Origin of the sequence: Cupriavidus sp. IDO (genome assembly GCF_000812465.1) — a bacterium.
In the GTDB taxonomy this organism is placed as follows: domain Bacteria; phylum Pseudomonadota; class Gammaproteobacteria; order Burkholderiales; family Burkholderiaceae; genus Cupriavidus.
Genome location: NZ_JWMA01000016.1, coordinates 1 through 21,990, shown reverse-complemented (window position 1 = coordinate 21,990; position 21,990 = coordinate 1). Strand labels below are relative to the sequence as shown.

Here is a 21,990-nt window from a genome sequence, read left to right as displayed (position 1 = left end):
CATGACCCCATCTGACACCATCGACGCCATTGCGGCACCGGCCACCCTCGACGCCGCTGCACACGAGGAGATTGCCGCCACCATTCCAGAGCTGGTGAGGCGCGCGGCGAGGCGGCACGGCGAGCGCATCGCCATCCAGGAAGACGGGCTGCGCCTTAGCTACGCCTCGCTCGATGGCTGCCGGATCCAGGCGGCCCGTGCGCTGATGGCGCTCGGCGTGCAACCGGGCGACCGCGTTGCCGTGTGGGCGCCGAATTACTCCGAATGGATCATCGCGGCGCTGGCCACGCACAGCGTCGGCGCCGCGCTGGTGCCGCTCAACACGCGCATGAAGGGCGCCGAAGCCGGTGCCGTGCTGGCCGACAGCGGCGCGCGCCTGCTGTTCTGCGTCGATGACTTCCTCGGCGAAAGCTATCCGCAGATGCTGGCGCCGCACCGCCCCGCCACGCTGGAGCGGCTGGTGATCCTGCGGCCGGGACAGGGCAGGGCGCTGGCCGGGGGCGAGCTGGCATGGGATGCCTTCCTCGGGCTGGCACAGCAAGTGGACATGGCGGCCTTCGCACAGCGCGAGGGCGGCGTGCGCGGCGATACGCCGATGGACATCATGTTCACCTCCGGCACGACCGGGCGCCCCAAGGGCGTCATGACCGCCCACGCGCAGAACCTGCGCGCCATCGACGGCTGGGCCGACATCACGGGCGTGCGCGCAGGCGACCGCTACCTGATCGTCAATCCGTTCTTCCACACTTTCGGCTACAAGGCCGGATGGCTCGCCGCGCTGTCGCGCGGAGCCACGGTGCTGCCTCACCTGGTGTTCGACGCCGAGGCCGTGATGACGCGCGTGGAGAACGAACGCATCACGGTGCTGCCCGGCCCGCCGACGCTCTACCAGACGCTGCTCAACGCGCCGCGCCTGCGCGAGTTCGACCTGTCTTCGCTGCGCATCGCGGTGACGGGCGCCTCGGCGATCGCGCCCGTGCTGATCCAGCGCATGCGCGATGAACTGGGCTTCGATACGGTCATCACCGGCTACGGCCTGACCGAATCGTGCGGTTTCGCCACGCTGACCCGCGCCGGCGACGACGCCGAGACGGTCGCCGGCACCTCCGGCCGCGCCATGCCGGGCATCGAGCTGCGCTGCGTCGACGCGCAGGGGCAGCCGGTTGCCACCGGCGAGCCAGGTGAAGTGCTGGTGCGCGGCTATAACGTGATGCAAGGCTACTTCGGCCTGCCCGATGCGACCGCGGAAGCGGTCGACGCCGACGGCTGGCTGCACACCGGCGATGTCGGCACGCTCGACGCGCGCGGCTACCTGCGTATCACCGATCGCATCAAGGACATGTTTATCGTCGGCGGCTTCAACTGCTACCCGGCGGAGGTGGAAAAACTGCTGACGGCCCACCCGGCCGTGGCGCAGGTAGCGGTGGTGGGCATGCCGCACGAGCGGCTGGGCGAGGTGGGGCGGGCCTACGTGGTGCTGCGCCACGGCGCGCGCGTGGACGGCGAAGCCCTGATTGCCTGGGCGCGCCGGCATATGGCCAACTACAAAGTGCCGCGCGAGGTGCTGTTCGTGCCGGCGCTGCCGGTCAGCGCGGCGGGGAAGGTGCTGAAGTACCAGTTGCGCGAAGCCTGATGAACGAGGAATCGACCATGACCGATATCGCCGCCATTGCCGACCGCCTGGCGCGGCTGGAAGCCGCCGATGCGATCCGCGCGCTCAAGCTGCGCTACCTGCGCGCGTGCGACGACAAGGACCCGGAGGCGATGCGTGCCTGCTTCGTGCCGGACAACGCGCACATCCACTATGACCGGATCGGCAGCTTTGCCGGGCGTGATGCGCTGGTGCAGTGCTTTGCGGAGCTGGCGTGCCGGCCTACGCTGCGGGAGATGCATTTCGCGGGGCAGGGGGATATCTGCGTGCTGGATGTGGATACGGCGCGGGGTAGCTGGGATCTGGCTTACCTGGCGCTGGATGATGCGAGTGGCTCGCGGACGTTTCTGACGGGGCGCTATGCGGATGAGTATGTGCGGGTTGGCGAGGCTTGGCTGATCCGCTCGACGGTGTTTACGACGGGTTTGTTGTCGCAAGCTACGTAGGGGGCCGTGCTTGCGGCGATGGTTTGCTCCCCTCTCCCGCTTGCGGGAGAGGGGAGCGTATGCGTGGCGTGGTGGCCAGCTCAATCTGACCGGCGAGTGCCAGCGCATCCAGCCCCTATTCGACAATCGCCGGATGCACCGGCGGCGGACCGCCCAGCACCTGCCGGTAAGAAGGCGGCTGCACCCCGTCCGCATCCACAATCCCATACCCCAGCGCTGCCTCCGCCGCGATCAGTACCTGCCCCGATTTCTCCATCAAACCGGGATCCCGGTACAGCGCATGAATGACCTTGCCCGTGAACTCCGGCGTCTCCGCCACCGGGGCGAACGACGCGTACTTGTCGGGATGTTGCTCCCACACCCGCTGCGTACGCGCGGTGCGCAGCGGCCCCATCCACACCGACACCGCCGCCACGCCATGCGGACGCAAATCCACCGCCATGTCGTATGCGAACTTGTCGATGCCGGCCTTCTGCGCGCCATAGGCCGGGCCGTGCATATAGCAATTGGCACCAAACGACGACGTAAACACAATCAATCCACGCCCGCGCGCCGCCATCATCGGCGCCGCATGCCAGCTGGCCACATACCCCGAGCGCAAGCCGACATCGAGAATCCCGGCCATTTCCAGCGGCTTCTGCCAGAACGGGCCCGGCATGATGAGCTCGTCATGCAGGAAGGTCGCGTTATTGATCAGGATGTCGATCCGTCCGGCTTCCTCGCGCACGCGCTCGAACAGCCGCGCCACCTGCGCATCATCGCGATGGTCGCACGCGACCGCGATGCTGCGCCCGCCGAGCGCATCGATCTCGCGCGCCGTGGCGTGGATGGTGCCGGGCAGCGGCGCGCTGCCTTCGTGCTCCGTGCGCCCTGTCACGTACACCGTCGCGCCTGACGCGCCGAGTGCCAGCGCAATGCCCTTCCCGGCACCGCGCGAACCGCCCGTGACCACCGCGACGAGGGCCTGTTCCGCCTGCTTCATGTGTGTCTCCTGTGTCAGTGATGCGCAGGCCCCAGCCCGGGCCGCCCGCGCCAATCGAAGCTTGGAGCGGGAGTGGCCCCCGTACATCCTTCGTTCGGACTAAGCGGTACCCGGTCCGCTTACTCCACGTGGACGATGGCCCGCAGCGCGGCAGCACTGACGATAGTCGCCATCCCAACGACCGCCCGGGGCGTTCCATTGACGCCATCGCCGGTCACAACCAAGGAGTGAGCCTGGCCATGTCCGAACTGGAGCACAAGCAAGCCATTCACGCACTGACCTGCCGCTATGCGCAGGCAGTGGACCGGCGCGATTTCCCAAGCCTGGCGGAACTGTTCACGCCGGATGCGCGGCTGACCGGGCCCGGATTCAGCATGGACGGAGCGCAAGCCATCGCTGACGGCATGACAGCGCTCGGCCAGTACAGCGCCACGCAGCATCATGTGCACCAGCAACTGGTCGAGGTCGACGGCGATATCGCGACCGGCGAGACCTATTGCGTGGCCAATCATCTGTATGAACAGGACGGCGTGCCGCGCAAGCTGGACTGGGGCATCCGCTACCAGGACCGCTTCGTGCGGCGCGACGGCCGGTGGCGCATTGCCGCGCGCGAGCTGGTGGTCGACTGGACGCACGACCTGCCGCTGCGGGGGGCATGATGACGACGACTCGTGTACTGGAAGGCAAGACGGCCCTCGTCACCGGCGGCGCGGGCGGTATCGGCGCGGCCAGCGCGCTGGCGCTGCTGCGCGACGGCGCCGCGGTAGTGCTGATGGGGCGGCGGCGCGAAGCGCTCGAAGCGGCACGGCGCAGCCTGTGCGCGCAACTGCCCGGGGCCACGGTGGAAATCAGTGTCGGCGATGCCTGCCGTGAAGATGACGTGCGGGCCGCGCTGCAGCAGGCCTGGGAGTTGGAGCGGCGGCTCGATATCGTCGTCGCGACGGTCGGCGGCGGCGGTTTCCGTCCTCTGCTGATGCACGACGCCGCCTCGCTGACGGCGGAGCTGGAGCTGAACATCGCCAGCGCGTTCCTGGCGGTGCGCCACGCGTCGCCGCTGATGGCACCGCACGGCGGCGCGATCGTCTGCATCTCGTCGAACGCGGCGCGCATGACCTGCCGCTGGCTGTCGGCGTACTGCGCCGCCAAGGCGGGCCTGGAAGCATTCGTCCGCGCCGCGGCCGAGGAACTGGCGGGATGTGGCATCCGCGTCAATGCGGTGCGGCCGGGGCTGACCCGCTCGGGCGCAACCGGACCGATGTTCGACAACCCGGCCATCCTTGACAAGTTCGTCGCGCAGATGCCGCTGGGCCGGGCCGGCGAACCGGACGACATTGCCAGTGCGGTGCGCTACCTCGCCGGGCCGGAGTCGGGCTGGGTGACGGGCCAGAGCATCGCTGTGGATGGCGGCAGCGAGCTGCGCGGCAATCCCATCCTCGATGAAACCGTGGCGGCGGTGTATGGCGAAGCCGCGCTGCAGGCAGTGCTGGCCGGCAGGATTCCCGAAGCCGGCTGAAGCGGACCAACCAAGGAGAGAAACAATGCATCAGGTCAGGGACAAGGTCGCGCTGGTCACCGGCGCGGCCAGCGGGGTAGGGCGCGCCGACGCGCTGCTGCTGGCGGCCGAGGGCGCGCGCGTGGTCCTCAGCGATGTCAACGAGGAGGCCGGGCAGGCACTGGCCCGCGAGATCGGGGATGCGGCACTGTTCGTGCGCCACGATATTGCCAGCGAGGAGGACTGGCGCAAGGCCATGGCCGCCACGCAGCACCGCTTCGGCCGGCTCGACGTGCTGGTCAACAATGCGGCCATCTGTCCGCTCGGATCGATCGAGGAAACCTCGCTCGACGCCTGGCGGCAGGTCATGCGCGTCAATGCCGACGGCTATTTCCTCGGCTGCAAGTTCGGTGTGGAGGCGATGAAGGGCAACCCCGCCGGGGGCTCCATCGTGGTGATGTCGTCCGTGGCGGCGCTGGGCGGGCTGCCGATGATGTGCGCGTATAGCGGTGCCAAAGGTGCCGTCACCGCGCTGATGCGCAGCGTGGCCGTGCACTGCAAGCGCAATGGCTACCGCATCCGCTGCAACTCGATCCACCCCGATGGCGTCTGGACGCCGATGACGCAGGCGCTGGTGCCGGACCTGGATCCGGCCACGCTCGGTATCGGCACGGACCCGATGGCACGCATGTGCCAGCCGGAGGATGTGGCCAACCTGGTGCTGTTCCTGGCTTCCGATGCGTCGCGCTTCATCAATGGCGCGGAACTGCGCATCGATAACGCGCAGTTGATCTCGGGGCTGTAAAGGCCCGCTGCGGCGGCCGGCTTGCGCGGGCCGCCGCAGTGTCGGCTTAGCTGTACTGCGACACGATCTCGCTGACCGTGCGCAGGATGTCACGGCGGCGATAGCCGAGCAGGGCAGTCTCGGCCGCATCCGGCTCGTAGTAGAGCGTATTGCCCCGGCCGAAGCAGATGGCCGAGTCCGGCAGCAACGGATGTTCCTGGTCGATGACTGGCGGCGCCTGGCGGCCCGCGTCGCGGAAGAATGCGCCGAAGTAGTCCTGGAATGACAGGTTCTCGTCGCCCACCAGGTAGGCCTTGCCATTCTCGCCGCGCAGCAGTGCGCCTTCGATCGCTTCCGAGAGCGAAGTGGCCGAAATGAAATTGACGCCGCCAGGCGGCGCGAAATCCGGCATCGGCGCAAAGTTGCCGCGGGCGTAGTCGGTGTAGGCCTTGAACATCGGCACCGTCAGGCCCGGCACCGTGCCTACGACGAACGGCGCATTCACGCTGCTCACGCGGAAGGCGTCCGTGGCCAGCGCGCACACGCCTTCGTCAGCCAGCTTGCGCGAGCGGATGTAGGCGTTGTCCGCGACCAGCCGCGGCATTGCCTGCGGATAGAAGCTGCCGACATAAACCGCGATTCGGATCCCGGCATCGCGCGCGGCGCGGAAGAAGCGCGGTACGCCTTCGACATTGGCGCGTTCCCAGTGTGCCGCTTCGTCGCTGCCAGGCGGGACGTGGCGCACATCGTTGCCGGCGGCGAATACCAGCGCGTCGAAGGCGCCGAGCTGCGCGGCCGGCACGTCGCTGGCGATGTAGTCGCAGCGCAGGAAGTCCAGCTCGCCCAGCGCGGTGCCGGCCGCCGGGCGGTTGCGTCCCGCGATGGTGACATCGTGCCCGCGGCTGCGCAGGTGCAGGGCCGCGTGGCCCCCGATCATGCCGGTGCCGCCGACGATCAGTATCTTCATGCTTGTCTCCTTGGTGGTGTGGTGTGGTGTGGTGTGGCCGCGGCGCGGCCATCAGAGGTTCATGCCGTTGCCCGCGATGACCGGCATGTTGGTCCACGCGCCCTTCGGGTCGCGATACCAGCCGGCGGCGGCAAGCGCGCCCCCATTGACGTGCAGGGCCGTGCCGGTGATCCAGGCGGCGCGCGGGCTGGCCAGGAACAGGATGCCGTCGGCAATGTCGCGCGGCGTACCGAAGCGTCCCAGCGGAATCCAGCGTGGGATATGGTGCTGGTGTTCCGCGGCGACCATCTGCGACACCGGAACCTGCGGCGTTTCGGTGGTTTCGGGGGCGATCAGGTTGACGCGGATGCCCGCCGGCGCCAGCTCCAGCGCCAGGCTTTGCGTGAAGCCGGTGATGGCTGCCTTGAAGGCGCCGTAGACGCTGCAGTACGGAATGCCGCGGAAGGCCTCGATCGACGACACGCTGACGATGCTGCCGGCGGCACTGCGCCGCAGCAGCGGCAGCATCGCGCGCGTGACGGTGAAGACGTGGCCGAGGTTGGCCGCGTAGAGGCTGGCGATCTCGTCGTCGGCATAGTGCTCGAACGGCTTGGCAATGCGCAGGAAATCGCCGACGTTGTTGACCAGCACATCGAGCACGCCGAAACGCTGCGCGATCTGCGCAGCCAGTTCGCTCACGGTGCCGGGATCGGCCGCATCGCCTTGTACCACCAGCGCGTCTGCGCCCGTCTTGTCCAGCAGCGCCCGGGCTTGTTCGGCGCGCTGCGCGTCGATCTCGATCATGGCCACGCGCGCGCCCTGGTCGAGGAAGGCTTGCGCGGTGGCCAGCCCGATGCCGGCGCCGCCGCCGGTGACCAGCACAGTCTTGTCGGTGAAATCCATCTGAATTGCTCTCCTTCGGTTGCACTACGGGGATGCATGCATTGGATCGGTGGCAGGCGGGGCGGACATCGTCCGATTGCAGGTCAGGGAAAACACCGAGAAGGCGCAAACTGGGGCAAACACGAACGCCGCGTGCCGGACATCGGCAGGCAGCGTCCCTATAATCTGCGCTGCCCAGGTGCCGCAGAGCGCCGGTCAGCCCGTGCAAGTGATGTGGAAACAGGAGACAGAGAATGTTGATGGCGACCGTTGAGGCGCAAGAGATGGCGTCGCCCTGGTTTGCGCAGTCCGGACTGAGCCTGCCGCAGTTCGGCGAGCTGCTGGCGGCCGTCTACGAAGGACCGATGGAACCCGTGCCCTGGGGCCGCGCGCTGGAAATGCTGCGCAAGCAGGTGGACGCCAGCTACGTGAGCTTTATCCTGCGCTCGCCCGCGAGCGACCGTAGTGGCATCGCTGTGCACGCGTCGCAGGACGGCACTTCGCTGGAGGCGGAGGCGTCGTACAACACGTACTACTACGCCATCGATCCCTTCATCAACCTGCCAACCGACCGGGCCGTAACGGTCGATGAAGCGATGGGCGCCGGCAACTGGTGCCGCAGCGAGATCTACCGGCAGTTCCTGCAGCCGCTCGGCGTCCGCTACCTGCTGGGCGCGGACATCCGCACGGAGGACGGGGTCGAGTGCCGGCTGCGCATCTGCCGCCAGCACGACACGCAGGACTTCTCCGAGGCCGACAAGGCGGCGTGCGCCACGATCCTGCCGCACCTGAGGCGCGCGGTCCGGCTGCATTCCAGGCTGGATATGGTCGAATCGGAGCGCAGCCTCTACGCGGGCGCGATCGACCGCATGCTGGTGGGCATGGTGATCCTCGACGCGGCCGGTGCGATCCTGAAGAAGAATGCTGAAGCCGACGAAATCCTTGTGGAGAACGACGGCATCCGGCTCAACGGCGGCAACTTCGAGATCGCCTACCCGCAGGAAAGCCGCAAGTTCCAGTACCTGCTGCGCCGCGCCCAGATGGGGCACCACGGCAGCGCGCCGGCGCTGGCCGAAGCCATGTCGATCACCCGCCCCTCGGGGCGCGGCAAGCTTGGCGTGCTGATCCGCACCATTCCGCTCAGCGAATGGCCGGAAGACCACCGGCATCGCCCGGCCTGCGCGGTCTTTATCCGCGATCCCGAGCGCAAGTCGCGCGCCTCGCACGAGGTGGTGCGCAAGCTGTTCGACCTCACGCCCGCCGAAACCGCGCTGGCACTGGTGCTGGCTGACGGCATGACGCTCGACGAAGCTGCCGAGTCGCTGGGCACCAGCAAGAACACGGCACGCGCCCACCTGCGCGCGATCTTCTCCAAGACCGGGGTCACGCGCCAGGCGACGCTGGTGCGCATGCTGCTGAGCAGTGTCGTGACGCTCGGGTGAGCGCCCCCGGCGTCATCCTGCCTACGCGCTTCATTGCCATCGACCCTCCTAGTCCGAATGGAAGATGAGGGCCGCTTTCCGCACCCCTAGCCCACCAGCCAGTACATCATGCGTCCCGCGCCGGCCTGAAACGGGCCCCGGATCGGCTAGTCCCAGTGGACGATGTGCCGGGCCGCAGCGCACGGAAGAATAGGTCTCATCAGCCAGCAATGGCAACGAACCAGAGGAGACCGGCATGTTGGACATTCGTGCGCTTGGCTACATCGTGGTCGAGTCTACCGACATCGGGCAGTGGCGACACTATGCCGAACAGGTGCTCGGCATGGCCTGTTCCGGTGCGCCCGGCGGCGGGCTGTACGTGAAGATGGATGAACGCGACTACCGCTACCTGGTGGTGTCGGGCGCGCGCGACCGCTACCTGGCCTCCGGCTGGGAGCTGGCCGACGAACCGGCCTACCGCCATGCGCTGGACACGCTGCGCCAGGCCAATGTGGAAGTCGTGCAGGCCAGTGCCGCGGAACTGGCGCAACGCCGCGTGCAGGCCATGGCCTGGTTTGCCGATCCGTCGGGCAACCGCCACGAGATCTCGTGGGGCATGCGCTCGGATTTCCTGCGCTTTGTCTCGCCGGTGGGCGTGCCGCGCTTCATCACGGACCCGATGGGGGCGGGCCATGCGGTCCTGCCCGCGCCGGCCTTCGATGAGACCTATGCCTTCCTGTGCGAGGTGATGGGTTTCGGCCTGTCCGACATCTTCCGGGTGCGCTTCACCACTGACCCCGCCGAGCCGGAAAAGCGCATCCACTTCCTGCACTGCGGCAATGGCCGCCACCACAGCCTGGCGATCTTCGAGATGCCGTCGGAAGCCGGCTGCATCCACGTGATGGCCGAGGTGCCGGACATGGCCGAGGTGGGCCGCGCGCTCGACCGCGTGCAGCAGCACGGCGTGAAGCTTTCCGCCACGCTGGGCCAGCACTGCAATGACCGCATGACCTCCTTCTACATGAAGACCCCCGGCGGCTTCGACCTCGAGTACGGCCACGGCGGCATGGTGGTGGACTGGAGCCGCCATGCAGCTTACGAGGCGACGCGCGTCAGCCTGTGGGGACACGACTTCAGCATCGGATACCGCTAAACAATCCATGACCAAGACGATCGACAAGACCATGAGCGCGGCTGACGTGGCCGGCCAGCTCGCCGACGGCATGACCATCGGCATCGGCGGCTGGGGCCCGCGCCGCAAGCCGATGGCGCTGGTGCGCGAGATCCTGCGCTCGCCGCTGAAAGACCTGACCGTGGTCGCCTATGGCGGCCCCGAGGTGGGCATGCTGTGCGCGGCCGGCAAGGTGCGCCGGCTGGTGTTCGGCTTCGTCTCGCTCGACGTGATTCCGCTCGAGCCCTATTTCCGCCAGGCGCGCGAGCGTGGCTTGCTGGAGGTCACCGAACTGGACGAAGGCATGCTGCAGCTCGGCCTGCGCGCGGCTGCCGCACGGCTGCCATTCCTGCCCACGCGCGCCGCGCTCGGCACCGACGTGCTGGCGAAGAACCCGCAACTGAAGACGGTGCGTTCGCCCTATGCCGACGGCGAAGTGCTGGTGGCAATGCCGGCGATCGAGCTCGACGCGGCGCTGCTGCACGTGAACGAGAGCGACGTGCTGGGCAACACCCGCATCGACGGCCCTGATCCGTTCTTCGATGAATGGTTCGCACGCGCCGCGCGCCGCTGCTATGTGAGCTGCGAAACGCTGCACCCTCGCCTCGAAGACGAAGACCTGGCGCGCGCGCGCAACAACGCCTTCGAGCGCTCGCTGGTGACGGGCGTGGTGCACGTGCCCGGCGGCGCCCATCCCACTTCCTGCGCACCGGCCTATGGCTGGGACCTGCCCGCGCTGAAGGCGTACTGCGCCAGCGCCGAGGCCGAAAACGGCTTCCGCGCCTGGCGCGATGACGTGGTGGGCGCGAGCGAGGCGGTCTACCTGGCGCGCATTGGCGGCCTCGGCCACGTGCACGACCTGCCACTGCCGGTACTTTGAACCCGTCAACCCAAGGAGCGACCGTGAGCGCCACTTATGAATTCTCCCGCGCCGAGCTGATGATCGCCGCCGCCGCCCGCGCCTGGCACGACGACGGCGAGGTGCTGGCCACTGGCATCGGCACCGGCCCGCGCATTGCCGCCGGCCTGGCGCGGCTTGCGCACAACCCGGGCCTGCTGCTGACCGACGGCGAAGCCTATCTGGTGGAAACGCCGGTGCCGCTGGGCCCGCGCGAGCCCGGCTACAAGGTCCGCGCCAGCGGCTGGATGGGCTACTCGCGCGTGTTCGACTGCCTGTGGGGCGGCCGGCGCCACGCGCTGGTGATGCCGACGCAGATCGACCGCTTCGGCCAGGCCAATATCTCCTGCCTGGGCGGCACGCATGCGCAGCCGAAGACCCAGCTGCTGGGCGCGCGCGGCTTTCCCGGCAACAGCATCCATCACGCCAATTCCTTTTTCGTGCCGGCACACAGTACGCGCGCGTTTGTCGCGGGCGAAGTCGACATGGTCTGCAGCGCCGGCTACAACCCGGCGCGCCAGATCGAAGGCATGCGCAGCTTTGTCGACCTGCGCGTGATCGTGACCGACCTGTGCGTGATGGATTTCAGCGGCGCCGGCCATGCCATCCGTGTGCGCTCCCTGCATCCGGGCGTGAGCTTCGACCAGGTGCAGGCGGCCACCGGCTTTGCACTGGCGAACACGCCCGGCGAAGCCTTGCCGGAGACGGCGCCACCGACGCCGGAAGAGCTGCGGCTGATCGTCCAGCTCGATCCGCACAACCTGCGCGCGGCGATCGTGCGCGGCAATCCTTCCGGACGCGCGTGAGGCCGACATGACATCGCCAGCCAACGAACCCATCAGCCTGGGCCCGAACGCCGAGGTGCTCTACCAGGTCGCGGACGGCATCGCCACCGTGACCATGAACCGTCCGCAGTACCACAACGCGCAGAACTCGAAGATGACGTATGCGCTGGACGAGGCCTACCGGCGCGCCGCCGCGGACGATGCGGTCAAGGTGATCGTGCTGCGCGGCGCGGGCAAGCATTTCTCGGCCGGGCACGACATCGGCACGCCGGGGCGTGACATCAACGAGTCGTTCGAGCGCGCTTCGCTCTGGTATGACCACGTCAACAAGTCGGGCGGCGAATTCCTCTATGCGCGCGAGCAGGAGGTCTACCTGGGCATGTGCCGGCGCTGGCGCGAACTGCCCAAGCCGACCATCGCCATGGTGCACGGCGCCTGCGTTGCCGGCGGGCTGATGCTGGCCTGGGTGTGCGACCTGATCGTGGCATCGGACGACGCCTTCTTTGCCGATCCGGTGGTGCGCATGGGCATTCCTGGCGTGGAATACTTCGCGCACCCCTACGAGCTGCACCCGCGCATCGCCAAGGAATTCCTGTTCCTGGGCGAGCGCATGGGCGCTGAACGCGCCGAACGCATGGGCATGGTCAACCGCGTGGTGCCGCGCGACGCGCTGGAAGACACCGTCTACGGCATGGCCGCCAAGGTCGCGCAGATGCCGCGGCTGGGCCTGACGCTGACCAAGCAGGCGGTCAACCATGTGGAAGACCTGCAGGGCAAGCGCACGGCCATGGATGCCGTCTTCGCCTGGCACCACTTCGCCCATGCGCACAACGAACTGGTCAGCGGCGACAAGCTCGGCGGCTACGACGCGCGCGCCATGGCGGCGTCGCAACGCACCGGCAGCGAGGAAAAGGCATGAGCGCCGCGAGCCTGCACACCGTGTTGTGCGATCTGCTGGGCTGCCGCTATCCCATCGTGCAGACGGCGATGGGATGGGTGGCCGACGCGAAGCTGGTCGCGGCCAGCGGCAATGCCGGTGCGTTCGGCTTCCTGGCCGGCGCAACGATTCCGCCCGGCGAGGTCGAGCGCGAAATCCTGCGCGTCAAGGCACTCAGCGAACGGCCCTTCGGCATCAACTTCCACATGTTCCAGCCCAACGCGGACGAAGTCATCGAGATGGCGATCCGCCACCGGCTGCGCGCCGTCAGCTACGGACGTGGCCCGGACGCGAAGATGGTCGGCCGGCTCAAGGCGGCGGGGGTGGTCTGCATGCCGACGGTCGGCGCCGCAAAACACGCGGCCAAGGCTGTCGAAATGGGAGCGGACGTAGTTACCGTGCAGGGCGGCGAGGGCGGCGGCCATACCGGCGGCACCCCGACCACGCTGCTGCTGCCCCAGGTGCTGGACAGCGTCAGCGTGCCGGTGGTGGCGGCGGGCGGCTTCTTCGACGGCCGCGGACTCGCCGCGGCACTGGCGTACGGCGCGGCTGGCGTGGCCATGGGCACGCGCTTCCTGATGTCGGCCGAATCGCCGGTGCCGGCGCAGACGCTGGAGCGCTACGTCAAGGTGCGCGAGCCGGCCAGCATCCGCGTATCGCTGGCCATCGACGGGCTGCCGCAGCGGATGATCGACAACGCCTTGCTGCTGCAACTGGAGCAGGCCGGCCCGTGGCGGCGCACCTGGCTGGCGCTTTCCGCCGCGCGCAAATGGCGGGCGCGCACCGGCATGCGCGGCGCGCAGATGCTGGCCACCGCCTGGCGCGCGATGCGCGAGCAGGACTACAGCGCCGCCCAGACCCTGATGGCCGCCAACGCGCCGGTGCTGATCCAGCGCGCGATGGTGGAGGGGTGCCCGGATGAAGGCGTGCTGCCCAGCGGCCAGGCTGCCGCCGCGATCGGCGCGATCGAATCGTGCGAGCAGATCGTGGCCGGCATGGCCGCGCAGGCGCAGGCCCGGCTGGCGGCACTGGCGGGCACGGGGCTCGCCGCCACGGCCTGACCCACAGACAGAGGAAATCATGCAAACGAACCACAAGACCGGGTCATTCCGCATCGACACCGCCGACGGCATCGCCGAACTGGTGATCGACCAGCCGCCCGTCAACGCGCTCGACAACGCCGGCTGGCAGGCGCTGGCCACCGCGATCGACCGCCTTGGCACCGATCCCGCCGTGCGCGTGATCGTGCTGCGCGGCGAAGGCCGTGGCTTCTGCGCCGGTGTCGATATCAAGGAACTGGCCGCGCACCCGCAGCGCATCGTCGACGTCAATGCCGGCAACTACGCCACGTTCCGCGCCGTGCACCGCAATCCCAAGCCCGTCATCGTCGCCGTGCACGGCTTTGTGCTCGGTGGCGGCATCGGCATCTGCGGCGCCGCCGACATCATCGTCGCATCCGAGTGCGCGCGCTTTGGCGTGCCCGAGATCGACCGCGGCGCCATGGGCGGCGGCGCGCACCTGCAACGCATGTTCGGCGTGCAGAAGGTCAGGGCGATGTACTTCACCGGCGAGATGATCGATGCCGCCGAGGCGTACCGTCTTGGCGCGGTCGAGCGCGTGGTGCCGCGCGCCGGGCTGCGCGATGCCGCCATGGCGCTGGCGCGCCAGATCGCCGCCAAGAGCCCGGCCATGCTGCAACTGGCCAAGGAAGCGCTCAACGGCGTGGAGGACGGCAACCTCGAGGACAAGTACCGCTGGGAGCAGGGCTTCACGCTGCAAGCCTATATGAGCGCGGATTCCGGCGAGGCGCGGGCGGCCTTTGTCGAAGGCCGCGAAGCCAGCTTCGCTCAAGGGGCGCGCGATGCAGCTTGAGTACACCGACGCCCAGCGCGCCTTCCGCGCCGAGGTGCGCGACTGGATGGCCGCGCACGTGCCGCGCACGCCGCTGGCTAGCTTCGACACCGAGGAAGGCTTTGCCCGGCACCGCGCCTGGGAAGCCACGCTCAACCAGGGCCGCTGGAGCATGGTCACGTGGCCGGCCGAACTCGGCGGGCGCGGCTGCGACCTGATCGAGTGGCTGATTTTCGAGGAAGAGTACTGGCGCGCCGGCGCGCCGATGCGCGTCAACCAGAACGGCATCTTCCTGCTCGGGCCCACGCTGATGGAATTCGGCACCGAGGCGCAGAAGGCGCGCCTCCTGCCGCGCATGGCCTCGGGCGAGCATATCTGGGCGCAGGGCTGGTCCGAGCCGAACGCCGGCTCCGACATGGCCGCGATCCGCTGCAGCGCGATCCGCGACGGCGATGACTATGTGATCAATGGCCAGAAGATCTGGTCGACGCGGGCGGTGTGGGCGGACTGGCTGTTCGGGCTGTTCCGCACCGATCCGGCCTCGACGCGCCACCACGGGCTGACCTTCGTGCTGGTGCCGCTCGGTACGCCCGGCATCACCGTGCGCCCGATCCGCCAGCTCAACGGCCAGACCGGCTTTGCCGAGATCTTCTTCGACGACGTGCGCGTGCCGGTGGAGAACCGCCTGGCGGCTGAAGGCGCCGGCTGGCAGGTGGCGATGGCGACGGCCGGCTTCGAGCGTGGTCTGATGCTGCGCTCGCCGGCGCGTTTCCAGGAAACCGCCCGCGCGCTGGTCAGGCTGTACCAGGCCAACCGCGAAGCGGCGGACCGTGACCCCTCGCTGCGCGACGCGGTGCTGCGCGCGTGGATGGATGCGGAGGCCTACACGCTCTCCACCTATGCCACGGCGAGCCGGCTGGTGCGCGGCGGCCATATCGGCGCCGAGTCGAGCACGAACAAGGTGTTCTGGTCCGAGCTGGACATCCATATGCACGATACCGCGCTGGCCATCCTCGGCCAGGCCGCAGAGGTCGCACCCGACGGCCAGCCGCCGGGTTCGCTCGGCCACTGGCTGGACGGCTTCCTGTTCTCGCAGGCCGGCCCGATCTATGCCGGCACCAACGAGATCCAGCGCAATATCGTCGCCGAGCGCCTGCTCGGCATGCCGCGCGCATGACGGCACCCGGGGGAAACACGATGGATTTCGCATTGACCGAAGAGCAGGAACAGTTTGCCGAGGCGATCCGGCGCTTCCTGATGACAGAGATGACGCCCGAGCTGACGCGCGAGCTGCGGGCCACCGAGACCGGCCGCTCCGACGCGCTGTGGCGGCAGCTGGCCGACCAGGGACTGACGGCGGTGATGGTGCCGCAGGAGCAGGGCGGCCTGGGGCTGGGCGAGGTCGAGTGGGCGTCGCTGGCGCAGGCGTGCGGCTATTTCGCGCTGCCCGAGCCGCTGCTCGACACCGCGCTGGTGGCGGCGGGCCTGCTGCGCGATGCCCTGGCGGTAGCGCCGCACGCATCGGCGCGCGAGCGCTGCGCCGCCCTGCTGGAGCGGATCGCCAGCGGCGAAGCCCGCGTGGCGGTGGCGCATCCGCAGGAGCGGCTGGTGGCCGACGCCCACGTCGCCGACGCGATCCTGTGCGCCCACGAAGGTGCCGTGCACCTGCTGCGCCCGGACCAGGCCGTGCTGACTGCGCGCGCCGGGCTTGATCCTTCGCGACGGCTGTTCGAGCTGGCGTGGAGCCCGACCGCGGAGACCGAACTGATCCCTGCCGGCACGAGACTGTGGGAGATGGCGCTGAACCGCGGCGCGCTCGGCGTGGCCGCGCAGCATCTGGGGCTCACGCAGCGCATGCTGGACCTGGCCATCGACTACAGCGCGCAACGCAAGCAGTTCGGCAAGGCCATCGGCGCCTACCAGGCGGTCAAGCACCTGCTGGCCGACGTGGCGATCCAGCTCGAATTCGCCAAACCGGTGCTGCTGCGCGCCGCCGCCGCGCTGGCGCATGGCCTGCCGCACGCGGGGCTGCACGTCTCGCATGCCCGCGTCGCCGCTGCGCGCTGCGCGTGGAGCGCGGCACGCCAGGCGATCCAGGTGCACGGCGCGATGGGCTACACCTGGGAGCTGGACCTGCAGATCTTCACCAAGCGCGCCTGGGCCCTGGCGGGAAGCTGGGGCGACCGGGCCTTCCACAAGGCGCGCCTGGGCGCGCACATCCTGGACGGCGAGCATGACATCGGCGCCGGCGCCACGTTTGCCTGATTCCAAAGAGACCAATGACCATGAAAGACGCCTATATCGTTGATGCCCTGCGCACGCCCACCGGGCGGCGCAAGGGCGGACTGTCGCACATGCACGGCGCCGACCTGGGCAGCTTCGTGCTGGCCGAGCTGGTGCGCCGCAACGGCATCCCGGCCGAGGACTATGACGACGTGGTGTTCGGCTGCGTCGACACCATCGGGCCGCTGGCCGGCAATATCGCCCGCAGTGCGTGGCTGGCCGCCGGCCTGCCGCTGGCGGTGCCGGGCGTGACCGTGGACCGCCAGTGCGGCTCGTCGCAGCAGGCCGTGCACTTTGCCGCGCAGGCGGTGATGAGCGGCACGCAGGACGTGGTGATCGCCGGCGGCGTGCAGACCATGACGCAGATCCCGATCTCGTCGGCCATGCTGGCCGGGCAGGCGCTGGGGTTTGCCGACCCGTTCTCGGGCAGCAAGGGCTGGCAAGCGCGCTTCGGCGATGCGCCCGTCTCGCAGTTCCACGCCGCGCAGCGCATTGCCGACCACTGGAAGCTGTCGCGCGAGGCCATGGAAGCCTATGCGCTGGAAAGCCACCGGCGCGCCGCGGCGGCGATCGAAGACGGCCGCTTTGCCCGCGAGATCGTGCCGTGCGATGGCGTGAAGCATGACGAGACGCCACGCCCCGATACCACGCTGGCCAGGATGGCCGCGCTGGAGCCGCTGATGCCCGGGAGTTCGCTGACCGCGGCCGTATCCAGCCAGACCGCCGACGCCGCCGCCGCGCTGCTGATCGTCTCGGAAGACGCGCTCAGGCGCTACCAGCTCAAGCCGCGTGCGCGCATCGTGCATATGAGCGTGATGGGCGACGACCCGCTGTGGATGCTGACGGCGCCAATCCCCGCAACGAAGCGCGCCATGGAGCGCAGCGGCCTGCGCCTGGCCGATATCGACGTGGTCGAAATCAATGAAGCCTTCGCCTCGGTGGCAATGGCATGGCTGGCCGAGACCGGCTACGCGCCCGAGCGCACCAACCCCAACGGTGGCGCCATCGCGCTGGGCCATCCCCTGGGCGCCACCGGCGCGCGCCTCATGACCACGCTGCTGCACGAACTCGAACGCACCGGCGGCCGTTACGGCCTGCAGACCATGTGCGAAGGCGGCGGCCTGGCCAATGTCACCATCATCGAACGCCTGTAAGGAGACCGTCATGGGCATTTGCGACGGACGCACCGTCATCATCACCGGCGCCGGCGGCGGGCTGGGCCGCGCCTATGCGCTGGCCTTCGGCGCCGAGGGCGCCAACGTGGTCGTCAACGACATCCGGCGCGAGGCCGCCGAGGCGGTGTGCGAGGAGATCCGCGCGGCCGGCGGCAGCGCGCTGGCCAGCGATGACGACATCACGCAGCTCGCCACCGCGCAGCGCATCGTCGATGCCGCGGTAGCAGCCTTCGGCGAAGTGCACGTGCTGGTCAACAACGCCGGCATCTGCCGCGACCGCATGTTTGTCAGCCTGACCGAGGCAGACTGGGACGACGTGATGCGCGTGCACCTGCGCGGCCACTTCTGCCTGGCCAACCTGCTGGCCAAACGGTGGCGCGACGCCGCCAAGGCGGGCCGCGCGGTCGACGCGCGCATCATCAACACCAGCTCCGGCGCGGGCCTGCAGGGTTCGGTCGGGCAGTCCAACTACGCCGCCGCCAAGGCCGGCATTGCCGCGCTCACGCTGGTGCAGGCCGCCGAGCTGGGCCGCTACGGCATCACCGCCAACGCGCTGGCGCCGGCCGCGCGCACCGGCATGACCGAGCAGGTGTTCGCCGACATGATGCAGGCGCCGGAAGACGGCTTCGACTACTACGACCCCGCCAACGTCGCGCCGCTGGTGGTGTGGCTGGGCAGCGCCGCGTCGGCGCAGGTCAACGGGCGCCTGTTCGAGGCGGCCGGCGGCATGGTGTCGGTGGCGGACGGCTGGCGCACCGGGCCGAAGGCCGACAAGGGCGCGCGCTGGCAGCCGGCCGAACTGGGCGCGGCGGTGGGCGAACTGCTGGCGCACGCGCAGCCGCCGCAGGCCGTCTACGGCAGCTGAGCGCGACTGCCATGGACTTCTCCCTTTCCGTCGAGCACCAGATGATCCGCGACAGCGCGCGCGACTACCTCGCCGCGCACAGCGATTCGGCGGCGGTGCGGCGCGTGACCGAAGCGGGGCCGGCGCACGATGACGCGCTATGGCGCGCGATCGCGGGCGAACTCGGCTGGTGCGGCATCGCACTGCCCGAAGCCGTGGGCGGTGCCGGCCTGGGCGCGCCCGGGCTGGTGCTGCTGCAGGAGCAACTGGGCCAGCGCCTGGCGTGCGTGCCGTTCTGGTCCGCCGCCTGCGTGGCCGCGCCGTGGCTGCAGGCCAGCCTGGGTCCGCGTGACAGCGCGCAGTGGCTGGAGCGTCTCGCCTGCGGTGAGCGCCGGACCGCCGCGGTGTTGCCGGGCGATGGAGGCTGGCAGTACGACGGCGTCGCAATCGATGCGCGGGCGAGCGCGGACGGCTTCGTGCTGCGCGGAGGCGCGACGCAGGTGGCCGATGCCATCGGTGCGGACTGGCTGCTGGTGCCGGCACGGCTCGATGACGGCGCGCCCGCACTGTTCCTGCTGGAGCCAGCCGCGCTGGCTGACGATGAGCGATTCACGCTGGCGCTGCTCGATACGCTCGACCGCACGCGGCCGATGGCCTCGCTGCGACTGGACGGGTTGCCCGTGCCTGCCAGCACGTGCGTGGCGCGCGGGGGCGCCGCGGCGCTGGGACTGGCCCATGCCTGGTGGCACGGCAAGCTGATGCTGGCGGCGGAGCAGCTCGGCGCGGCCCGGCAATGCCTGGACCTGACCGTTGCCTATGTGGCGGAACGCATTCAGTTCGGCCGCGCCATTGCGTCGTTCCAGGCGGTCAAGCACCGCTGCGCGCAGATGATGGTGCTGGTGGAGGCGGCGCGCTCGGCCGTGTATGGCGCGGCACAGGCGTGGGAAACCAACGAAGTGGCCAGTGCTCGCCTCGAAATCGCCTCGGCTTCCGTCGCGGCCGACGACGCCCTGCGCTTCTGCGCGCAGGAGGCCATCCAGTTGCATGGCGGGGTCGGCTTCACCTGGGAATACGACCCCCAGCTCTATTTCAAGCGCGCGCAGGCTGCCAGCCAGTGGCTGGGTGGTGCCGGCGCGGCGCTTGCCTACATCGCCGCAAATGGCCCGCACAGCTGGAGGACAGCATGACAGCGCACGAAGAGTCGGCATTCCGCGCCGAGGTGGCCCAGTGGATGGCCGCCAACCTGGCCGGCGAGTTTGCCTGCCTGAAGCACCGCGGCGGCCCCGGCGACGAAGAGGCGTTTCCGGAGCTGCGCAAGGCGTGGGAGCGGCGGCTTGCCGAAGGCGGCTGGACCGGCCTCGGCTGGCCGCGCGCGCATGGCGGGCGCGAGCTGCCGGTGATGCAGCAGGTGATCTTCCACGAGGAGTATGCGCGTGCCGGCGGCCCGGGCCGCATGGGCCATATCGGCGAAGGGCTGATCGGCCCCACCCTGATTGCCTTTGGCACGGAGGACCAGAAGGCGCGCCTGCTGCCCGGCATCCGCAACGGCACCACGTTCTGGTGCCAGGGGTATTCGGAGCCCGGCGCGGGCTCGGACCTCGCCAATGTGCGCACGCGCGCGGTGCGCGATGCCAGTGGCGACTGGCTGGTGAGCGGACAGAAGGTGTGGACCTCGCTCGCGCACGAATCCGACTGGATCTTCGTGCTGGCGCGTTGCGAGCCCGGCTCGCGCGGCAGCAAGGGCCTGGTCTTCCTGATGCTGCCGCTGGACCAGCCCGGGATCGAGATCCGCCCGATCCGGCAGATGGGCGGCGGCGCGGAATTCAATGAGGTGTTCTTCGACGGCGCGCGCGCCGCGGCGGCCGATGTGCTGGGCGAGCCCGGCGACGGCTGGCGCATCGCCATGGCGCTGCTGGGTTTCGAGCGCGGCATCTCCACGCTCGGCCAGCAGATGCAGTTCACGCACGAGCTGGAGTGGGTGGCGCAGGCGGCGCGCGACAACGGCAGCAGCCGCGACGCGCTGGTGCGCCAGCGCATCGCGCGCGCCTGGGCGGGGCTGCGGGTGATGCGCGCCAACGCGCTGCGCATGCTGGCCGGCGCGGCGCAGGCCGAGCAGGACGGCGGCACCGCATTGCAACGCGAGGCGCTGATCTACAAGTACTACTGGTCCAACTGGCACCGCGACCTGGGCCAGCTGGCGCTGGACGTGCTGGGCCCGCTGGCCAACGTGCTGGACGCCGGCGACACGCGGCGCACGCGGCTGCAGCAGATGGCGCTGTTCTCGCGCGCCGACACCATCTACGCCGGTACCAACGAAATCCAGCTCAACATCATCGCGGAACGCGGCCTAGGCATGCCGCGCGAGGCACGAGGACAGTCATGACCCAGAACACCGAATTCCCCGCCGCACCGGCCTATGTGCCGGGCCACCAGCTGCTTGCCGGCAAGAGCGTGCTGATCACCGCCGCGGCGGGCGCCGGCATCGGCTTTGCCGCGGCGCGCCGCTGCGCGGAAGAAGGCTGCCGCGCGCTGATGATTTCCGACGTGCACCCAAGACGCCTGGACGAAGCGGTCGGGCGCCTGCGCGCGGAAACCGGCCTGCAGGCGATCCACGGCCAGCTCTGCGATGTGTCCGACGAAGCGCAGGTTCGCGCACTCGTGGCCGCCGCCGAAGAAGCGCTGGGCGGCACCGACGTGCTGATCAACAACGCCGGCCTGGGCGGCTCGCGCCGCCTAGTCGAGATGGACGATGCCGAGTGGTCGCGCGTGATCGATATTTCGCTCACCGGCACCTTCCGCATGACGCGCGCGATGCTGCCGCACATGCAGGCCCGGCGGCGCGGCGCCATCGTCAACAACGCCTCGGTGCTCGGCTGGCGTGCGCAGAAGGAGCAGTCGCACTACGCCGCGGCCAAGGCCGGGGTGATGGCGCTGACGCGCTGCAGCGCGATGGAAGCCGCCGAGTTTGGCGTGCGCATCAATGCGGTGGCCCCGAGCATCGCGCTGCACGACTTCCTGAAGAAGTCGGCGCCGGCGGACCTGCTGCGCCAGCTCAGCGAGCGCGAAGCCTTCGGGCGCGCGGCCGAGGTGTGGGAGGTGGCCAATGTGATGGTGTTCCTGGCCAGCGACTATGCCTCGTACATGACTGGCGAGGTGCTGCCGGTGAGTAGTCAGCGGGCGTGAAGCCGGCGGTTTGCGAGAACGTTGGTGCTTGCCACCACCCCTCGCGCAAGCTCCCCTCTCCCGCTTGCGGGACAGGGGAGCAAACCGGCGGTATGCGAAAGCGTTGGGTTAGGCCACCACCCCTCGCATACGCTCCCCTCTCCCGCTTGCGGGAGAGGGGTGGGGGAGAGGGCCGGAGCATCAACGAAGTGACGGGCGTCGGTATGCCAGCGCCTGCCCCCCCCCCCCGCCCCCCCCCCCCCGGGGGGGGGGGGGGGGG

The 21,990-nt window shown here is 69.4% G+C and carries 22 protein-coding genes; 19 read left to right on the top strand and 3 right to left on the bottom strand.

Annotated elements, in window-relative coordinates; all coding sequences use genetic code 11:
• The first annotated feature begins 1 nt into the window (after position 1).
• Positions 2-1,633, top strand: a complete 1,632-nt coding sequence (locus tag RM96_RS05800) for a FadD3 family acyl-CoA ligase (protein ID WP_039008695.1) — start codon at positions 2-4, stop codon at positions 1,631-1,633.
• The gene (locus RM96_RS05795; RefSeq protein ID WP_052279345.1) at positions 1,633-2,097 is read left to right on the top strand and encodes a nuclear transport factor 2 family protein; all 465 of its coding nucleotides are present in this window, start codon (positions 1,633-1,635) and stop codon (positions 2,095-2,097) included. The genes RM96_RS05800 and RM96_RS05795 overlap by 1 nt, the downstream gene beginning before the upstream one ends.
• Positions 2,098-2,212: 115 nt before the next feature.
• Here RM96_RS05795 and RM96_RS05790 read toward each other — a convergent pair whose 3' ends face one another.
• Positions 2,213-3,079 (bottom strand): SDR family NAD(P)-dependent oxidoreductase, encoded by an 867-nt coding sequence (locus RM96_RS05790; RefSeq protein ID WP_039008693.1) that lies wholly within the window; start codon positions 3,077-3,079, stop codon positions 2,213-2,215.
• 239 nt (positions 3,080-3,318) lie between these two features.
• Here RM96_RS05790 and RM96_RS05785 point away from each other — a divergent pair, with 239 nt between their 5' ends.
• Genes RM96_RS05785 through RM96_RS05775 form a run of 3 tightly spaced genes read left to right on the top strand, consistent with a single transcriptional unit; the run spans position 3,319 to position 5,376 of the window.
• Positions 3,319-3,738, top strand: a complete 420-nt coding sequence (locus tag RM96_RS05785) for a nuclear transport factor 2 family protein (RefSeq protein ID WP_039008691.1) — start codon at positions 3,319-3,321, stop codon at positions 3,736-3,738.
• Positions 3,735-4,592 carry an SDR family NAD(P)-dependent oxidoreductase gene (locus tag RM96_RS05780; RefSeq protein ID WP_082016433.1) on the top strand — a complete coding sequence of 286 codons (858 nt, stop codon included), beginning with the start codon at positions 3,735-3,737 and terminating at the stop codon, positions 4,590-4,592. Before RM96_RS05785 ends, RM96_RS05780 begins: the two co-directional genes overlap by 4 nt.
• Positions 4,593-4,617: 25 nt before the next feature.
• Entirely contained in the window at positions 4,618-5,376 is a 759-nt protein-coding gene (locus RM96_RS05775; protein WP_039008689.1) for an SDR family oxidoreductase, read from the top strand.
• A gap of 46 nt (positions 5,377-5,422) precedes the next feature.
• Here the strand turns inward: RM96_RS05775 and RM96_RS05770 are convergent, their stop codons facing one another.
• Both RM96_RS05770 and RM96_RS05765 read right to left on the bottom strand, forming a co-directional pair.
• Entirely contained in the window at positions 5,423-6,322 is a 900-nt protein-coding gene (locus RM96_RS05770; RefSeq protein WP_039008687.1) for an NAD-dependent epimerase/dehydratase family protein, read from the bottom strand.
• A gap of 51 nt (positions 6,323-6,373) precedes the next feature.
• Positions 6,374-7,204 carry an SDR family NAD(P)-dependent oxidoreductase gene (locus RM96_RS05765; RefSeq protein WP_039008685.1) on the bottom strand — a complete coding sequence of 277 codons (831 nt, stop codon included), beginning with the start codon at positions 7,202-7,204 and terminating at the stop codon, positions 6,374-6,376.
• A 233-nt stretch (positions 7,205-7,437) separates the two neighbouring features.
• Between RM96_RS05765 and RM96_RS05760 the strand changes: the two genes are divergently transcribed.
• From RM96_RS05760 to RM96_RS05695, 14 genes are all read left to right on the top strand, one after another.
• A complete protein-coding gene (locus RM96_RS05760) occupies positions 7,438-8,625 on the top strand; it encodes a helix-turn-helix domain-containing protein (protein ID WP_039008682.1) in 1,188 nt (395 codons plus the stop codon).
• A gap of 235 nt (positions 8,626-8,860) precedes the next feature.
• Complete coding sequence (locus tag RM96_RS05755; RefSeq protein ID WP_039008680.1) at positions 8,861-9,757, top strand: VOC family protein; 897 nt, start codon at positions 8,861-8,863, stop codon at positions 9,755-9,757.
• Positions 9,758-9,764: 7 nt separating this feature from the next.
• Positions 9,765-10,655: a CoA transferase subunit A gene (locus tag RM96_RS05750; protein WP_039008676.1), complete on the top strand. Its 891-nt coding sequence runs from the start codon at positions 9,765-9,767 to the stop codon at positions 10,653-10,655.
• Between the two features lie 23 nt (positions 10,656-10,678).
• Positions 10,679-11,479, top strand: a complete 801-nt coding sequence (locus tag RM96_RS05745; protein ID WP_039008675.1) for a CoA-transferase subunit beta — start codon at positions 10,679-10,681, stop codon at positions 11,477-11,479.
• Positions 11,480-11,486: 7 nt separating this feature from the next.
• A complete protein-coding gene (locus RM96_RS05740; RefSeq protein ID WP_039008673.1) occupies positions 11,487-12,377 on the top strand; it encodes an enoyl-CoA hydratase in 891 nt (296 codons plus the stop codon).
• Complete coding sequence (locus tag RM96_RS05735; protein WP_039008671.1) at positions 12,374-13,456, top strand: nitronate monooxygenase; 1,083 nt, start codon at positions 12,374-12,376, stop codon at positions 13,454-13,456. Before RM96_RS05740 ends, RM96_RS05735 begins: the two co-directional genes overlap by 4 nt.
• Positions 13,457-13,475: 19 nt before the next feature.
• A complete protein-coding gene (locus RM96_RS05730) occupies positions 13,476-14,267 on the top strand; it encodes an enoyl-CoA hydratase family protein (RefSeq protein ID WP_039008670.1) in 792 nt (263 codons plus the stop codon).
• Positions 14,257-15,423, top strand: a complete 1,167-nt coding sequence (locus RM96_RS05725; protein WP_039008762.1) for an acyl-CoA dehydrogenase family protein — start codon at positions 14,257-14,259, stop codon at positions 15,421-15,423. The genes RM96_RS05730 and RM96_RS05725 overlap by 11 nt, the downstream gene beginning before the upstream one ends.
• Positions 15,424-15,443: 20 nt before the next feature.
• Positions 15,444-16,511 (top strand): acyl-CoA dehydrogenase family protein, encoded by a 1,068-nt coding sequence (locus tag RM96_RS05720; protein WP_039008668.1) that lies wholly within the window; start codon positions 15,444-15,446, stop codon positions 16,509-16,511.
• A 20-nt stretch (positions 16,512-16,531) separates the two neighbouring features.
• Complete coding sequence (locus tag RM96_RS05715; protein ID WP_039008760.1) at positions 16,532-17,683, top strand: acetyl-CoA C-acetyltransferase; 1,152 nt, start codon at positions 16,532-16,534, stop codon at positions 17,681-17,683.
• Between the two features lie 10 nt (positions 17,684-17,693).
• Positions 17,694-18,569: an SDR family oxidoreductase gene (locus RM96_RS05710; RefSeq protein WP_039008665.1), complete on the top strand. Its 876-nt coding sequence runs from the start codon at positions 17,694-17,696 to the stop codon at positions 18,567-18,569.
• 11 nt (positions 18,570-18,580) lie between these two features.
• On the top strand, positions 18,581-19,735 hold the full coding sequence (locus tag RM96_RS05705) for an acyl-CoA dehydrogenase family protein (protein WP_039008663.1): 1,155 nt from the start codon (positions 18,581-18,583) through the stop codon (positions 19,733-19,735).
• Positions 19,732-20,931 (top strand): acyl-CoA dehydrogenase family protein, encoded by a 1,200-nt coding sequence (locus tag RM96_RS05700; RefSeq protein ID WP_039008656.1) that lies wholly within the window; start codon positions 19,732-19,734, stop codon positions 20,929-20,931. Before RM96_RS05705 ends, RM96_RS05700 begins: the two co-directional genes overlap by 4 nt.
• Positions 20,928-21,731 carry an SDR family oxidoreductase gene (locus RM96_RS05695; RefSeq protein WP_039008654.1) on the top strand — a complete coding sequence of 268 codons (804 nt, stop codon included), beginning with the start codon at positions 20,928-20,930 and terminating at the stop codon, positions 21,729-21,731. The genes RM96_RS05700 and RM96_RS05695 overlap by 4 nt, the downstream gene beginning before the upstream one ends.
• Positions 21,732-21,990 lie beyond the last annotated feature (259 nt).

What these genes read in the sequence shown, in the direction of transcription:
- RM96_RS05715 (WP_039008760.1), top strand. Translation starts at nt 16,532, where the DNA reads ATGAAAGACGCCTATATCGTTGATGCCCTGCGCACGCCCACCGGGCGG.
- RM96_RS05790 (WP_039008693.1), bottom strand. Translation starts at nt 3,079, where the DNA reads ATGAAGCAGGCGGAACAGGCCCTCGTCGCGGTGGTCACGGGCGGTTCG.
- RM96_RS05800 (WP_039008695.1), top strand. Translation starts at nt 2, where the DNA reads ATGACCCCATCTGACACCATCGACGCCATTGCGGCACCGGCCACCCTC.
- RM96_RS05760 (WP_039008682.1), top strand. Translation starts at nt 7,438, where the DNA reads ATGTTGATGGCGACCGTTGAGGCGCAAGAGATGGCGTCGCCCTGGTTT.
- RM96_RS05710 (WP_039008665.1), top strand. Translation starts at nt 17,694, where the DNA reads ATGGGCATTTGCGACGGACGCACCGTCATCATCACCGGCGCCGGCGGC.
- RM96_RS05785 (WP_039008691.1), top strand. Translation starts at nt 3,319, where the DNA reads ATGTCCGAACTGGAGCACAAGCAAGCCATTCACGCACTGACCTGCCGC.
- RM96_RS05720 (WP_039008668.1), top strand. Translation starts at nt 15,444, where the DNA reads ATGGATTTCGCATTGACCGAAGAGCAGGAACAGTTTGCCGAGGCGATC.
- RM96_RS05695 (WP_039008654.1), top strand. Translation starts at nt 20,928, where the DNA reads ATGACCCAGAACACCGAATTCCCCGCCGCACCGGCCTATGTGCCGGGC.
- RM96_RS05775 (WP_039008689.1), top strand. Translation starts at nt 4,618, where the DNA reads ATGCATCAGGTCAGGGACAAGGTCGCGCTGGTCACCGGCGCGGCCAGC.
- RM96_RS05765 (WP_039008685.1), bottom strand. Translation starts at nt 7,204, where the DNA reads ATGGATTTCACCGACAAGACTGTGCTGGTCACCGGCGGCGGCGCCGGC.
- RM96_RS05700 (WP_039008656.1), top strand. Translation starts at nt 19,732, where the DNA reads ATGACAGCGCACGAAGAGTCGGCATTCCGCGCCGAGGTGGCCCAGTGG.
- RM96_RS05740 (WP_039008673.1), top strand. Translation starts at nt 11,487, where the DNA reads ATGACATCGCCAGCCAACGAACCCATCAGCCTGGGCCCGAACGCCGAG.
- RM96_RS05735 (WP_039008671.1), top strand. Translation starts at nt 12,374, where the DNA reads ATGAGCGCCGCGAGCCTGCACACCGTGTTGTGCGATCTGCTGGGCTGC.
- RM96_RS05755 (WP_039008680.1), top strand. Translation starts at nt 8,861, where the DNA reads ATGTTGGACATTCGTGCGCTTGGCTACATCGTGGTCGAGTCTACCGAC.
- RM96_RS05795 (WP_052279345.1), top strand. Translation starts at nt 1,633, where the DNA reads ATGAACGAGGAATCGACCATGACCGATATCGCCGCCATTGCCGACCGC.
- RM96_RS05780 (WP_082016433.1), top strand. Translation starts at nt 3,735, where the DNA reads ATGATGACGACGACTCGTGTACTGGAAGGCAAGACGGCCCTCGTCACC.
- RM96_RS05725 (WP_039008762.1), top strand. Translation starts at nt 14,257, where the DNA reads ATGCAGCTTGAGTACACCGACGCCCAGCGCGCCTTCCGCGCCGAGGTG.
- RM96_RS05705 (WP_039008663.1), top strand. Translation starts at nt 18,581, where the DNA reads ATGGACTTCTCCCTTTCCGTCGAGCACCAGATGATCCGCGACAGCGCG.
- RM96_RS05750 (WP_039008676.1), top strand. Translation starts at nt 9,765, where the DNA reads ATGACCAAGACGATCGACAAGACCATGAGCGCGGCTGACGTGGCCGGC.
- RM96_RS05770 (WP_039008687.1), bottom strand. Translation starts at nt 6,322, where the DNA reads ATGAAGATACTGATCGTCGGCGGCACCGGCATGATCGGGGGCCACGCG.
- RM96_RS05730 (WP_039008670.1), top strand. Translation starts at nt 13,476, where the DNA reads ATGCAAACGAACCACAAGACCGGGTCATTCCGCATCGACACCGCCGAC.